The sequence below is a fragment of the Halobacillus sp. ABA4_118 genome (genome assembly GCF_056160205.1).
On the sequence record NZ_JBSWWS010000001.1, the window covers coordinates 3,339,468 to 3,352,548 of the forward strand.

The window sequence follows — 13,081 nt, forward strand, 5'->3', positions numbered from 1 at the left end:
GAAAATTTGGCGGAAGAGGTTCTCTCACAAAATGAAATAGATTCCCTTCTATCTGCACTGTCTTCAGGAGAGATGGACGCCGAGGAATTAAAGAAAGAAGAAAAAGAAAAGAAAGTCAGAGTGTATGATTTTAAGCGGGCCTTGAGATTTTCCAAGGATCAAGTCCGAAGCCTGTCTAGAATTCACGAGAATTTCTCCAGGCTGCTGACGACTTACTTTTCTGCGCAGTTACGCACGTATGTAGACATACAGGTAGCGTCCGTGGACCAGCTTCCTTATGAAGAATTTATCCGGTCGATCCCGGCCATGACCATTTTGAATATTTTCAGCGTCCCTCCACTGGAAGGGCGCATTCTGCTCGAAGCCAACCCCAATGTCGCCTACGCCATGCTGGACCGCGTCCTCGGAGGCCGTGGGAGCAGTGTGAACAAGGTGGATAATCTGACCGAGATCGAAACGACGATTATGTCCCACTTGTTCGAACGAGCGCTTGAAAATTATCAGGAGGCATGGGGATCGATTGTGGACATCGACCCTATGCTTGAGGATTTCGAGGTAAACCCTCAATTCCTTCAGATGGTTTCTCCCAATGAAACTGTTATCGTCGTTTCATTGAACACGACGATCGGAGAAACGAGCGGCATGATCAACGTCTGTATTCCACACGTTGTATTAGAGCCGATCATTCCGAAGCTCTCCGTCCATTACTGGATGCAGAAAGAACAGTCCAAAGAAAGAAATCCGGAGGACTATGAAGCGATCAGCCGGACGATACAGGGAGCAGAGCTTGATGTGCTTGCTGTCCTTGGCGAGGCGGATATGAGCATTGAGCAGTTTTTGAACCTTGATGAAAATGATGTCATCCGTCTCGACCAATCCATCGAACATCCGATGATTATGAAAGTGGATGATGAACCGAAATTTTACATTCAGCCTGGACAGGTGAAAAATAAAATGGCTGTTCAAATATTAGACGAATTTACAAAAGGAGGCGGGGAAGATGAGTGATGACATGTTATCCCAGGACGAAATTGATGCGTTATTGAATGGCGGGGCTGATGCAGGAGACGATAAAGCTTCAGATCTGTCTGCCAAAGAGTCGCATCTGGCCATTCTTGAGGAAGATGCGCTCGGCGAGATTGGAAATATATCGTTTGGAAGCTCCGCAACTGCGCTGTCTTCTCTGCTCAATCAAAAAGTAGAGATCACCACGCCGGAAATCGCTGTCGTGTACCGGAAGGATCTGGCGGACGAATTTCCCAAACCCCATGTCGCCGTCGGAGTGACTTATACAGACGGATTCACAGGAGAAAATGTGTTTGTTATGAAGACGAAGGATGCAGCCATCATCGCTGATTTGATGCTCGGGGGGGATGGTCTGAACCCGGATGAAAACTTGAATGAAATCGCATTAAGCGCCGTTCAGGAAGCTATGAATCAGATGATGGGGTCTGCAGCGACCAGTATGTCCACCATCTTTAATAAGAAAGTGGATATTTCACCACCATCGATCAATGTGCTGGACTTGGAGGAACAATCAGGGGAGGATATGATCCCTGAGGAGGAAACCTTGGTCAATGTGGCTTTTCAACTCAAAGTAGGAACATTGATCGACTCAAAAATCATGCAGTTGATCCCGCTGAATTTTGCGAAAGACCTGGTAGAGCAGCTTCTCGATCCGGAAGGCTCACAACCAAGCAAAAACATTTCAGATGAAAAACAAGTGCTGGAACAGACCGGTCCTGCTTCACCTGAAGAACCACAGACGTCACCGGAGCGAGAAGTTACAGAATACGAAGAGCATCCGGCTGATCCGCAGTATGTGGGGGGGCCTGCAGGCCGAAGTGCTCAGGATGCAGATGTGCAGCATGCACAATTCCAACAGTTCGAGCAGTCTCCATCCATGACAGGAACCGCTCATAAAAACCTTGATATGCTGATGGACATTCCGTTAAAAGTCACGGTGGAACTTGGAAGGACGAAACGGACGGTGAAGGACATTCTTGAATTGTCTGCCGGGTCTGTCGTGGAATTGGATAAACTCGCCGGTGAGCCTGTTGATATTCATGTAAATGAAAAGTTGATGGCTAAAGGGGAAGTCGTCGTTATTGATGAAAATTTCGGTGTGCGGGTGACTGACATTTTAAGTCCAAAGGACCGGCTGACAAAATTACGTTAATACAGGAACGAAATGACAGGAGGAAGAGAAATGGGAGAAAGAATACTGATTGTAGATGATGCAGCGTTCATGCGTATGATGGTGAAGGACATTCTAACAAAAAACGGATATGAAATTGCTGGGGAAGCAGAAGATGGACAGAAAGCGGTAGAGCTTTACAAAGAAGAAAAACCGGACCTTGTCACGATGGATATCACCATGCCGGAAATGGATGGGATTACGGCCTTGAAGGAAATTAAGGCGGTTCATCCAGATGCAAAAGTCATTATGTGTTCAGCTATGGGGCAGCAGGCGATGGTTGTGGACGCAATCCAGGCCGGTGCCAAGGACTTTATTGTGAAGCCTTTCCAGGCCGACCGTGTGATTGAAGCGATTCAGAAAGCGTTAAGCTGAAGCGGGGAATATGATGTTTTCTGCACCAAGAGTATCAGCAATGTTGATGTTTACGGTCCTCCTGCTGACGTTTTTGCCTTTGCAAACGATGGCCCAGCCCTCTGTGAACGAATGTTTATCAAATCCGGAACTCGAGGGCTGCCCTGGTGCAGATGCGGATATGGATGCATCTGAGCCGGCTGAAGCAGCACAGGATCAGCCTTCGCTTTTGTGGAACTTCATGAAGCTCGGACTGGCCTTGGTTTTCGTCGTGGCCTTGATTTATGGATTGCTGAAATTGTTCAACCGTAAAAACCAGTGGGTGAACCAATCAAGAACTATGGAGAACCTGGGAGGGATGAGTCTCGGGCCTAATCGTTCCATACAGGCGGTAAGAGTAGGAGAGCAGGTGTTTTTATTAGGTGTAGGCGATACGGTGGAGTTGATCACGGAAATAACGGATCAGGATACGAAGGCCTCTTTTCAGAAAAAGGACCAGGGCCCTTCCATTCCAACAGCTTCCGTGCAGAATCTGCTGCGTAAAATTCCCGGTCATCAAGAGCCGAAAAAGGATACCTCGACGTTCCAATTCCAACAGCTTTTTGAAACCCAGCTGAACGATATGAAACAGAAACAGAAAAAAGCAGCGGAGAGAGCGAAAGGGGGGCAGGATCATGAATGAATTTGTAGATATCTTTACAAGCTCAGATCCTGAAAACATCGCTACCTCTGTCAAACTGCTGCTGTTGTTGACGGTTTTATCACTGGCCCCGGGTCTGTTGATCTTAATGACCAGTTTTACAAGGATCCTTATCGTTTTATCCTTTGTCCGGACATCGCTGGCTACTCAGCAGATGCCTCCCAACCAGGTGTTGATAGGAATCGCTTTGTTTCTGACGTTCTTCATCATGGCTCCTACGTTTGAGGAAGTCAACGAGCAGGCGTTAACCCCATTGTTTAATGAGGAAATCACCTTAGATGAAGCGTATGATGAAGCGAGTGCTCCGATGAAGGAGTTCATGGGCAAACACACCAGACAGAAGGATCTGGCCTTATTTATGAATTATTCCGGTCTGGAAGCCCCTTCTTCTATCCAGGAAGTCCCGCTTACTACACTGGTGCCTGCTTTTGCCATCAGTGAACTGAAAACCGCTTTTCAAATGGGGTTCATGATTTTTGTCCCATTTTTAGTCATTGATATGGCTGTCGCCAGCGTGTTGATGTCGATGGGAATGATGATGCTTCCACCCGTCATGATATCCCTGCCGTTTAAGATTCTGCTGTTTGTCCTTGTGGACGGCTGGTTCTTAATAACGAAATCATTGCTGGAAGGCTTTTAAGGAGGAACCACGATGAATAGCAATATGGTTATCTCATTTGCCAAGGAAGGCATTTATACGGTGCTGCTGATTTCGGGGCCCCTTTTGATTCTTGCCTTAACGGTAGGACTGGTCGTGAGTATATTCCAGGCTACAACGCAGATTCAGGAACAGACGCTTGCCTTTATCCCGAAAATCGTCGCCGTTTTAATTGGACTGATCGTCTTTGGGCCTTGGATGCTTACCAATATGGTTGAATTCACAGCGGAAATCTTTAGTAACTTGAATATGCTGGTGGGCTGACTATGATCGAATCAATTTCGCTCGTGAATCTGCCGGCATTTCTGCTGGTCTTCGTCCGGGTGGCCGCTTTTTTCGCATCCCTGCCTTTGTTTTCTTATCGGACAGTACCGGTCACTCATAAAGTAGGGTTCAGCTTTTTTTTAGCCGCCTTGATGGTTTTCACCCTTCCTGTTCCTGAACTGACGGTGGACGGGACCTATTTTCTTCTGCTTTTAAAGGAGGCGGCCGTTGGACTCGGGGTCGGCCTTTTGGCTTACATTATTCTGGGCGCCATCCAAATCGCTGGAGGGTTCATCGATTTTCAAATGGGCTTTGCCGTCGCCAATGTGATTGACCCTCAAACAGGGGCTCAAAGTCCTTTGGTGGGCCAGTATATGTATATCATTACATTGCTGTTCATTTTAGTCGTCGACGGCCATCATTTGATGATTGATGGAATTTTTTACAGCTATCAATTCATCGGCCTTGAGCAATTCCTTCCGATGAAAGAAGAAGGCTGGATCATGTTTGTCCTACAGTCGTTCAATAAGATGTTTATGATTGCTTTTTTAATGGCGGTACCAATCGTTGGGTGTCTGTTCCTCGTTGACATCGCCCTTGGAATCGTCGCCCGGACCGTCCCACAGTTGAACGTGTTTGTTGTGGGGCTGCCTTTGAAAATTTTTGTTGCGCTGTCCGTTCTCGTTATTGCAATGAGCTTTTATGTCTATTTGATTCAAATACTGTTCGAAACGATGCTTGAAACCATGAGGGGATTTATGGATGTACTTGGAGGCTGATGAACAATGGCATGGATGAAATTGGATCTGCAATATTTCGCAGCCGATGAAAAGACGGAAAAAGCAACACCAAAAAAGAGGCAGGATACGAGAAAAAAAGGCCAGGTACCTAAAAGTCAGGATGTAAACACAGGGTTCCTGCTGTTGTTTATGTTCGGCGGTCTTTTCCTCCTAGGCGGATATATGAGGGACGCGGTATTACAAATGTACCGCCATGCTTTCACTTATTATGTGCACCAGGACTTAACACAGGAGCAGACCCATACCATTTTTGTTGAAATGACGATGGAAACAGCGAAGGTGACAGCCCCGCTCATGGGTATTGCAGTCGTTGCAGGGATCGCTTCCAATCTTCTTCAAGTAGGAGTCATGTTCACAGGGGAGCCTTTGAAGGCGGATTTGAAAAAAATCGATCCGATTAAAGGAGCCAAGCGGATTTTTTCTGCACGGGCCCTTGTGGAATTGTTGAAGTCTCTGCTGAAAATCAGCGTCGTCGGTGTGATCACCTTCTCTATCATTTGGGTGAACAAAGATCAGATGATGATGATGTCGCAGAAATCGGTGGAAGATGCCGTGTCTTTCTTCGGGACGATTACTGTCATCATGGGAATCGCTTCCGCTCTGGCCCTGCTGGTCTTATCTGTTCTCGATTATACATACCAGCGTTATGATCACGAGAAGAACATCCGAATGTCCAAAAAAGACATAAAGGATGAGTATAAAAACATAGAGGGTGACCCTCAGATCAAAGCGAAAATCAAAGAAAAGCAGCGCCAGATGTCAGCATCGAGGATGATGAGTGAAGTGCCGCAGGCCGATGTCGTCATCACCAACCCGACCCATTACGCTGTTGCGGTGAAATATGATGACCAGAAATCCGACGCTCCGATCGTTGTAGCCAAGGGCGTGGATTTTCTCGCCCTTAAAATTAAGGATATTGCCAGGGCGCACGACATTGTAACCGTGGAAAACAGACCGCTGGCCAGATCGCTTTATGCCAAATGTGAAATAGACAAGCCGATTGATGAAGAGTTTTTTAAAGCGGTGGCGGAAATACTCGCCTACGTCTACCGGCTGCAGGAAAAGATTTAAGAAAGGAGTGCCCTTATGTCACCAAGAGATTTATCCGTCCTGTTAGGTGTAATATTGATCATCATTATGCTTGTTATACCTTTACCTGGGTGGCTCCTCAGCTTTTTTATTCTTATTAATATCACGCTCGCTCTTATCGTTATTTTAGTATCCATGAATATGGATGAGGCGCTCCAGTTTGCCGTCTTTCCGACCCTTTTGCTGCTGCTTACGTTATTCCGTCTTGGTTTGAACGTGTCCACGACGCGTTCGATTCTTTCTGAGGCGGAAGCCGGTGGTGTTGTAGAAACCTTCGGAACTTTTGTGATTGGTGGTAATCCTCTCGTAGGTTTCGTTGTATTCATCATCCTTGTTATCATACAATTTTTAGTTATTACCAAAGGGGCGGAACGTGTGTCCGAAGTAGCTGCTCGTTTCACTCTTGATGCGATGCCAGGAAAGCAGATGAGTATTGATGCCGACTTGAACGCAGGCATGATCAATGAACATCAGGCTAAGGAACGACGAGGAAAAATTGAAAATGAGGCCGATTTTTACGGAGCCATGGACGGAGCCAGTAAGTTCGTAAAAGGAGACGCTATCGCCGGAATTATTATCGTGATCATCAACATCATTTTTGGATTGATTATCGGCATGGTCCAGATGGGCATGTCTTTTAATGAAGCTATTGATACATATATGCGTCTGACCGTTGGTGATGGACTCGTCAGTCAGATTCCGGCTCTGCTCATATCGACCGCAACCGGAATTGTAGTCACAAGGGTCGCCTCAGAAGGGAATTTGAGTTCTGATGTGACCAGTCAGCTGCTCCGCTATCCAAAGCTTCTTTATATTGCAGCCGCCTCCATCTTCCTTCTCGGCCTGACCCCGATTCCCATTTTCTTAACGAGCCTGATCGCCGGAGTGCTGGCGTTTGGAGGGTACCGCCTTTCCAGGCAGTCTGAAAAGCAGGACATTGAAGAACCGGAGGAAACCGATGAAGCAGAAGGGGATCAAATGCGGTCGCCGGAGAATGTGGTTGATCTTATTAGTATGGATCCGATTGAATTTGAGTTCGGTTATGCCTTAATTCCCATCGCCGATACGAGCCAGGGGGGAGATCTGCTCGATCGGATTGTTATGATCCGGCGGCAGCTCGCCATAGAACTCGGCCTTGTCATTCCTGTTGTGCGTATCCGTGATAACATTCAGCTCAGTCCGAACGAATACCGGTTGAAAATTAAAGGAAACCAGGTAGCAGGGGGAGAGCTTCTGCTGGATCATTATCTGGCTATGACCCCGGGTGATGAGGATGACGGAGTCGAGGGCATGGATACTGTGGAACCTGCGTTTGGCCTCCCGGCTAAGTGGATCACAGAAGATATGAAAGATGAGGCGGAATTGTCAGGATACACGGTTGTCGATCCACCATCTGTCGTTTCGACTCACATAACGGAAGTGATTAAGCGTCATGCCCACGCCCTCCTTGGCCGTCAGGAAACCCAGCAGCTGATCGATCATTTGAAGACCTCCTATCCAATATTGGTTCAGGAAGTCACCCCTGATCCACTCAGTGTCGGAGATGTTCAAAAAGTGCTGGCCAAACTGCTGCGTGAAAACATCTCGATTAAAAATCTGCCGGTCATTTTTGAAACACTGGCCGATTTTGCAAAGATGACCAATGATACAGAACTGTTAGGTGAGTACGTGCGCCAGTCTCTGTCCGCACAGATTACGAGTCAGTTTAAGGGTGGGAATGATCAGATGAAAGTGATTACCGTCTCCGGTCAAGTGGAGAAACTTGTTGCAGACCATATTAAGCAGACGGAGCATGGCAGCTATCTTGCCCTTGATCCTGAAAAACAACAGGCGGTGTTACGCTCTGTAGCTGAACAGGTCGAACGGGTCACTCTTCAGGAGGAGACGGCGGTCGTCCTTTGTTCGCCGGCCGTGCGAATGTACATGAAGCAGCTGCTGGACCGGGCACTGCCCCAGGTCGTCGTGCTTTCGTATAACGAATTAGATCCAAGTGCCGAAGTCCAGAGTGTCGGGGTGGTGAATGTATCTTGAGAATAAAAAAGTTTCACGGAGTATCGATGCCGGAAGTTATGAAAAAAGTGAGAAGTGAATTTGGGACAGAAGCCGTAATCTTAAGCTCAAAAGTAATAAAAAGTGGAGGCTTTCTCGGGTTGTTTAAAAAAGAAATGACAGAAGTGGTCGCAGGTATGGACCCGGATGTTCCTGTTGAACGAAAGAAAGCCATGCCCTCTGAACCACTTCTGGATAAGGGGAACAATGGAGAAAACCAGAAGATTCTGGATGAAATAACTCAGTTGAAAGCCATCATTCAAGATAGGTCAACAGAGAATTCGGCTTTGTCCCCATTGATGCAGGAGTTGGAACGGTATTTATCAGGACAGGGGCTTCAAAAGCCATACGTTCAAATCCTTGTATCTTCCATACTGGAAAAGTATGAAACCCCGGACAAACGTGGTGAGGTCAAAAGAATGGCGGTAGAGGAACTGACGGACATGCTCCGGCAGATTCCGTCCGGGCATACGTTTCAGAAACGGTACATCCACTTATTCGGACCGACAGGGGTCGGAAAGACGACCACCTTGGCCAAGCTCGCCGGAGATGCGGTGTTGAATAAGGGGTGGAGGGTTGGTTTCATTACAACCGATACGTACAGAATTGGTGCAGTGGAGCAGTTGAAGACCTATGCCGGAATTCTTAATGCCCCGGTTGAGGTGGCTTATAACATGGAGGATTACAGGCAGGCGAAGGAAAAGCTGGCGGATGTTGATCTTGTTCTCATTGATACCGCAGGGCGGAACTATCGGAATCGTACATTTATAGAAGAGCTCCAGAACGTGATTGATTTCGAAGAGCAGGCGGACCATTTCCTTGTCTTATCCTTAACGAGTAAATATGCGGATATGCAGGCGGTTTTTAATAATTTTTCTTTCTTACCTGTGGAGAAGATTATTTTTACAAAAGAAGACGAAACATCAACGCTGGCGGATGCTGTCAATTTGATCTTGAAGAACAAACGGGGGGCAGCTTATATCACAAATGGACAGGACGTGCCCGACGATATCCAAAGCATGTCTCCCGAACATATAGCTGTCCAGCTTATGGAGGGGTATACCGATGAAGGATCAGGCTGAACTTCTTCGGACACGCATGATTTCCCGTGAATCCAGTCCCCCTGCGCGGGTGGTGGCCGTTGCCAGTGGAAAGGGAGGGGTCGGGAAATCGAACATCACGATAAATATGGGGTTATCCCTGTGCCGCTCAGGAAGAAAAGTGTTGGTGCTGGACATGGATGTCGGGATGGGGAATGTGGATATTCTTTTAGGACGAACATCGGCTTGTAGTCTTCCTGATCTTATACGGAATCGGCTGACGTTTCAGGAAATTATACAACACGGTCCGGGCGGGCTTGATTATGCTGCAGGCGGGTCTGGTTTGACAGAGTTGTTCAATATGAATGCAGTGGACTACGAATTTTTGAACGAGCAGCTTGAAGACGTCTCGAAAATATATGATGTCATCCTTCTTGATATGGGAGCGGGGATTACGGAAAGCAGCCGTTCATGGCTGCTTTCCGCTCATGAAGTCATTATTGTGACAACGCCGGAGCCTACGTCGATTACCGACGCTTATGCCCTGATGAAGCAGCTGGTTCATAAAAACCCCGTACTTCCTTTCTCGTTTATCGTCAACCGGGCGCAGACCAGACCATCGGGGGAACGCACGTTAGCACGTCTTCAGGAGGCTGCGCATAGATTCTTACATGTTGACGTGCATCAACTTGGTGTCGTTCTTGAAGATCGGCAGGTTCTTGAAGCCGTTTTGAACCAGGTCCCTTTTCTGATCCATGCCCCTTCAGCAAAAGCGAGCCGTGCCGTGCATCAAATCACCGGACGGTTTTTAAACCGGACATCATCCAGCATCCATTTGGAAGAACCGGGATTCTTGGAAAAATTAAAACGGCTCGTAAGGAAGGGGGAAGCGCAGTGAAAGAAATCAAAGTACTGGTCGTCGATGACTCAGCCTTTATGAGGCGGGTGCTGAGCGATATGCTCCAGCGGGATCAGCGTATCAAGGTTGTGGGTGCTGCCAGGAATGGACAGGATTGTCTTCAAAAACTGAAGCAGGTTCAACCCGATGTGATTACGATGGATGTGGAGATGCCCGTCATGGATGGTCTGTCCACTCTGGAGTGGATCATGAAGGAAACACCGCTGCCAGTCCTCATGGTGTCCAGTCTTACTAAAGACGGGGCCGAGAGCACGTTGAAGGCGATGGAACTTGGCGCCGTGGATTTCATACCAAAACCTTCGGGCGCGATATCTCTTGATATGGAAAAAGTAGAAGCTGAAGTAATAAGGAAAGTGAAAGGCGCGGCGGAAGCAAGGGTGGGAACATTGCCTTGGAGCCATCCTGTTGAAAATCCTCCCCCTGTTTCGTTCCAAAAAGGGAAGAAGAAACGGGTCGTAGCGATCGGCACCTCTACGGGAGGACCGCGAGCTCTTCAAAAGGTTCTCGCCGCCCTTCCGGAACAACTGCCGGCGCCGCTTTTGGTCGTCCAGCATATGCCGCCGGGATTTACTAAGACCCTGGCTGATCGGCTGGATAAGCTTTCTTCCCTTACTGTCAAAGAGGGGAAGCATGAAGAAGAGTTGAAAAACGGTGTCGCTTATATTGCTCCGGGAGGAACGCATATGACGGTTGTTCAGAAAGGGGAAGGGCTTTTCCTTGAATTAAATGGACAGGCACCTGTGAATGGACATCGGCCGTCCGTCAATACATTGTTTCAGTCCCTTGCTGCTGTACAAGGATGGATGGTTACAGCGGTTGTGATGACCGGGATGGGCACGGATGGACTGGAAGGCATGATCAAGCTTCGAAGCAGTTGTCCGACCTACACCATTGCAGAATCTGAACAATCCTGTGTCGTCTACGGGATGCCGAAAGCGGTCGTTAAGTCAGGACTGGCTGATGAAGTGACAGATGTCTCGAATATAAGCGCCGCAATCGTGCAGGCGTTGGAGAAGGGGTAAAGAAATGGAAATGAATCAGTATTTAGAAGTCTTTATTGATGAAAGTAAAGAACACCTCCAAGCCATCAATGATCATCTGCTTGTTTTAGAAAAGAACCCGCTGGATACTGCTGTCGTCCATGAGATTTTCCGTTCAGCCCATACCTTGAAAGGAATGGCGGCGACAATGGGATACCAGGATTTGTCGGACCTGACCCACAACATGGAGAATGTGCTGGATGCGGTCCGCAATGAACAGCTTCAAGTGAATGAAGGGGTGCTGGACACCGTCTTTGATGCGGTCGACGACCTGGAAGCAATGGTCCTTGATATTGCTGATGGCGGTACTGGAGAGCGGAATGTAGAAAACGTCGTCCGAAGACTTGAGGCGGTTGAAAAAGGTGGAGAGCAGCTGTTAAAAAGTCAAAATCCCATCGTTGTAATGCAGGAAACAGAGCTCCAGATCGATGCATTTACAAAGAACGTGATCCATATGGCAGAAGAGTCCGGGAATAAGGCGCTGAAGATTCACATACACCTCCGGGACGACTGCCTGTTAAAAGCTGCGAGAGTGTATATGATTTTTGAAGTTCTTGAACAAGCGGGAGAGGTCGTCGCTGCCTCTCCTTCTGTTGAAAAACTCGAAAATGAAGAATTTGAGCACAGCTTTACCGTCCTTTTCATTACAGAGGGGTCAGAAGATGACATCCAGGCAAAAATTGAAAAGGTGTCAGAGGTGGAGCACGTTTCTGTTGAGCTGTATAAGAAAGGGGAAACACAGGCGATGGAACAAATCCCGGTTCAACCTGAACCAGAAACAAACAGCAAGGCAGCGAAAGAAGCGGGTAAACCATCCTCCAGCGGGCGTACGATCCGGGTGAACATTGACCGTTTGGATGCTCTTATGAACTTGTTTGAAGAACTTGTGATTGACCGGGGACGCTTGGAACAGATTTCTGCAGATCTTGCGCATCCGGAGCTTCAGGAAACGGTGGAGCATATGACGAGAATATCCAGCGATCTGCAGAGCATCATTTTGAACATGCGTATGGTCCCGGTAGACCAGGTGTTTAACCGATTCCCGCGTATGATCCGCCAGCTTTCAAAGGATTTACATAAACGTCTGGAATTAACCATAACGGGTGCGGACACAGAATTGGACCGCACCGTTATCGATGAGATCGGAGATCCCCTCGTCCATTTAATCAGGAATGCGGTGGATCACGGCATTGAGAGTCCTGACGAGCGTGAAGCCAAAGGGAAACCTGCGGCAGGAAAAATTGAATTAAAGGCTTATCACAGTGGCAATCATGTTTTCATCGAAATCAAGGATGACGGAGCAGGGATCAACCGTACGAAAGTGGTCGAGAAAGCCGTCAAAAATCAGGTCGTTACAAAAGAGCAGGCCGAAGCAATGTCTGATTCCCAAGTGTTTGATTTGATTATGGAAAGTGGATTTTCCACGGCTGACCAGATTTCGGATATTTCAGGGAGGGGTGTCGGCCTGGATGTTGTCAGGAACACCATCGAATCCCTTGGCGGGGCTATAACAATCGAATCGGAGTTTGGAGAAGGCAGCCGGTTTTCCATCCAGCTCCCTCTGACACTTTCCATCATCTCTGTCATGCTGGTCGAGGTGCAGAAAGAGAAATATGCCGTTCCGCTTTCTTCTATTATAGAGACCGCTATTGTGAAGAAAAAAGATCTGCTGCACGCCCATAACAAAAGGGTGATGGATTTCCGCGGCAGGGTCATTCCTCTTGTCTACTTGACAGAACTTCTGCAGGTGCCTGTGGAGCGGGAAGAAGATGATGAATATTCTGTTGTCATCGTCCGCAAAGGTGACAAAATGGCAGCTCTTGTCGTCCATTCATTTATTGGACAGCAGGAAGTAGTTTTGAAGTCTCTCGGTGACTATCTATCCGGAGCGTTTGCTATATCAGGCGCCACGATTCTGGGTGATGGTCAGGTGGCATTAATCCTGGACAGCAATGCGTTAATCAAATAAAA

Annotated in this window: 13 protein-coding genes; all 13 read left to right on the forward strand. The window is 47.7% G+C overall.

Annotated features, from left to right (window positions below; all coding sequences use genetic code 11):
* Window positions 1-6 precede the first annotated feature (6 nt).
* The 13 genes from fliM to ACXAGL_RS17165 are packed head-to-tail and all read left to right on the forward strand — an operon-like array spanning window position 7 to window position 13,079.
* The gene (gene fliM, locus ACXAGL_RS17105; protein ID WP_474991910.1) at window positions 7-1,008 is read left to right on the forward strand and encodes a flagellar motor switch protein FliM; all 1,002 of its coding nucleotides are present in this window, start codon (window positions 7-9) and stop codon (window positions 1,006-1,008) included.
* A complete protein-coding gene (gene fliY, locus ACXAGL_RS17110) occupies window positions 1,001-2,179 on the forward strand; it encodes a flagellar motor switch phosphatase FliY (protein ID WP_474971462.1) in 1,179 nt (392 codons plus the stop codon). The genes fliM and fliY overlap by 8 nt, the downstream gene beginning before the upstream one ends.
* A 30-nt stretch (window positions 2,180-2,209) precedes the next feature.
* Entirely contained in the window at window positions 2,210-2,572 is a 363-nt protein-coding gene (locus ACXAGL_RS17115; protein ID WP_474968505.1) for a response regulator, read from the forward strand.
* Between the two features lie 40 nt (window positions 2,573-2,612).
* On the forward strand, window positions 2,613-3,233 hold the full coding sequence (locus ACXAGL_RS17120; protein WP_474991912.1) for a flagellar biosynthetic protein FliO: 621 nt from the start codon (window positions 2,613-2,615) through the stop codon (window positions 3,231-3,233).
* Window positions 3,226-3,891, forward strand: coding sequence for a flagellar type III secretion system pore protein FliP (fliP, locus tag ACXAGL_RS17125; protein ID WP_206932597.1), 666 nt, complete (start codon window positions 3,226-3,228; stop codon window positions 3,889-3,891). Before ACXAGL_RS17120 ends, fliP begins: the two co-directional genes overlap by 8 nt.
* Before the next feature lie 12 nt (window positions 3,892-3,903).
* The gene (gene fliQ, locus ACXAGL_RS17130; RefSeq protein ID WP_474968507.1) at window positions 3,904-4,173 is read left to right on the forward strand and encodes a flagellar biosynthesis protein FliQ; all 270 of its coding nucleotides are present in this window, start codon (window positions 3,904-3,906) and stop codon (window positions 4,171-4,173) included.
* Window positions 4,174-4,175: 2 nt separating this feature from the next.
* Window positions 4,176-4,952: a flagellar biosynthetic protein FliR gene (fliR, locus tag ACXAGL_RS17135; protein ID WP_474991914.1), complete on the forward strand. Its 777-nt coding sequence runs from the start codon at window positions 4,176-4,178 to the stop codon at window positions 4,950-4,952.
* Between the two features lie 6 nt (window positions 4,953-4,958).
* Window positions 4,959-6,044, forward strand: a complete 1,086-nt coding sequence (flhB, locus tag ACXAGL_RS17140; protein ID WP_474968509.1) for a flagellar biosynthesis protein FlhB — start codon at window positions 4,959-4,961, stop codon at window positions 6,042-6,044.
* 15 nt (window positions 6,045-6,059) lie between these two features.
* Entirely contained in the window at window positions 6,060-8,093 is a 2,034-nt protein-coding gene (gene flhA, locus ACXAGL_RS17145) for a flagellar biosynthesis protein FlhA (RefSeq protein ID WP_474968510.1), read from the forward strand.
* The gene (flhF, locus tag ACXAGL_RS17150; protein WP_474991916.1) at window positions 8,090-9,193 is read left to right on the forward strand and encodes a flagellar biosynthesis protein FlhF; all 1,104 of its coding nucleotides are present in this window, start codon (window positions 8,090-8,092) and stop codon (window positions 9,191-9,193) included. The genes flhA and flhF overlap by 4 nt, the downstream gene beginning before the upstream one ends.
* Window positions 9,177-10,049 (forward strand): MinD/ParA family protein, encoded by an 873-nt coding sequence (locus ACXAGL_RS17155; protein ID WP_474991918.1) that lies wholly within the window; start codon window positions 9,177-9,179, stop codon window positions 10,047-10,049. The genes flhF and ACXAGL_RS17155 overlap by 17 nt, the downstream gene beginning before the upstream one ends.
* Window positions 10,046-11,092 carry a protein-glutamate methylesterase/protein-glutamine glutaminase gene (locus ACXAGL_RS17160; RefSeq protein ID WP_474968513.1) on the forward strand — a complete coding sequence of 349 codons (1,047 nt, stop codon included), beginning with the start codon at window positions 10,046-10,048 and terminating at the stop codon, window positions 11,090-11,092. The genes ACXAGL_RS17155 and ACXAGL_RS17160 overlap by 4 nt, the downstream gene beginning before the upstream one ends.
* A 4-nt stretch (window positions 11,093-11,096) precedes the next feature.
* On the forward strand, window positions 11,097-13,079 hold the full coding sequence (locus ACXAGL_RS17165) for a chemotaxis protein CheW (protein WP_474991919.1): 1,983 nt from the start codon (window positions 11,097-11,099) through the stop codon (window positions 13,077-13,079).
* Window positions 13,080-13,081: the final 2 nt, after the last annotated feature.

Bases quoted from the DNA above. Each gene is read 5' to 3' on its own strand.
- ACXAGL_RS17115 (WP_474968505.1), top strand. From the start codon at position 2,210: ATGGGAGAAAGAATACTGATTGTAGATGATGCAGCGTTCATGCGTATG.
- flhA (WP_474968510.1), top strand. From the start codon at position 6,060: ATGTCACCAAGAGATTTATCCGTCCTGTTAGGTGTAATATTGATCATC.
- ACXAGL_RS17120 (WP_474991912.1), top strand. From the start codon at position 2,613: ATGTTGATGTTTACGGTCCTCCTGCTGACGTTTTTGCCTTTGCAAACG.
- ACXAGL_RS17155 (WP_474991918.1), top strand. From the start codon at position 9,177: ATGAAGGATCAGGCTGAACTTCTTCGGACACGCATGATTTCCCGTGAA.
- fliP (WP_206932597.1), top strand. From the start codon at position 3,226: ATGAATGAATTTGTAGATATCTTTACAAGCTCAGATCCTGAAAACATC.
- fliR (WP_474991914.1), top strand. From the start codon at position 4,176: ATGATCGAATCAATTTCGCTCGTGAATCTGCCGGCATTTCTGCTGGTC.
- flhB (WP_474968509.1), top strand. From the start codon at position 4,959: ATGGCATGGATGAAATTGGATCTGCAATATTTCGCAGCCGATGAAAAG.
- fliY (WP_474971462.1), top strand. From the start codon at position 1,001: ATGAGTGATGACATGTTATCCCAGGACGAAATTGATGCGTTATTGAAT.
- fliQ (WP_474968507.1), top strand. From the start codon at position 3,904: ATGAATAGCAATATGGTTATCTCATTTGCCAAGGAAGGCATTTATACG.
- ACXAGL_RS17165 (WP_474991919.1), top strand. From the start codon at position 11,097: ATGGAAATGAATCAGTATTTAGAAGTCTTTATTGATGAAAGTAAAGAA.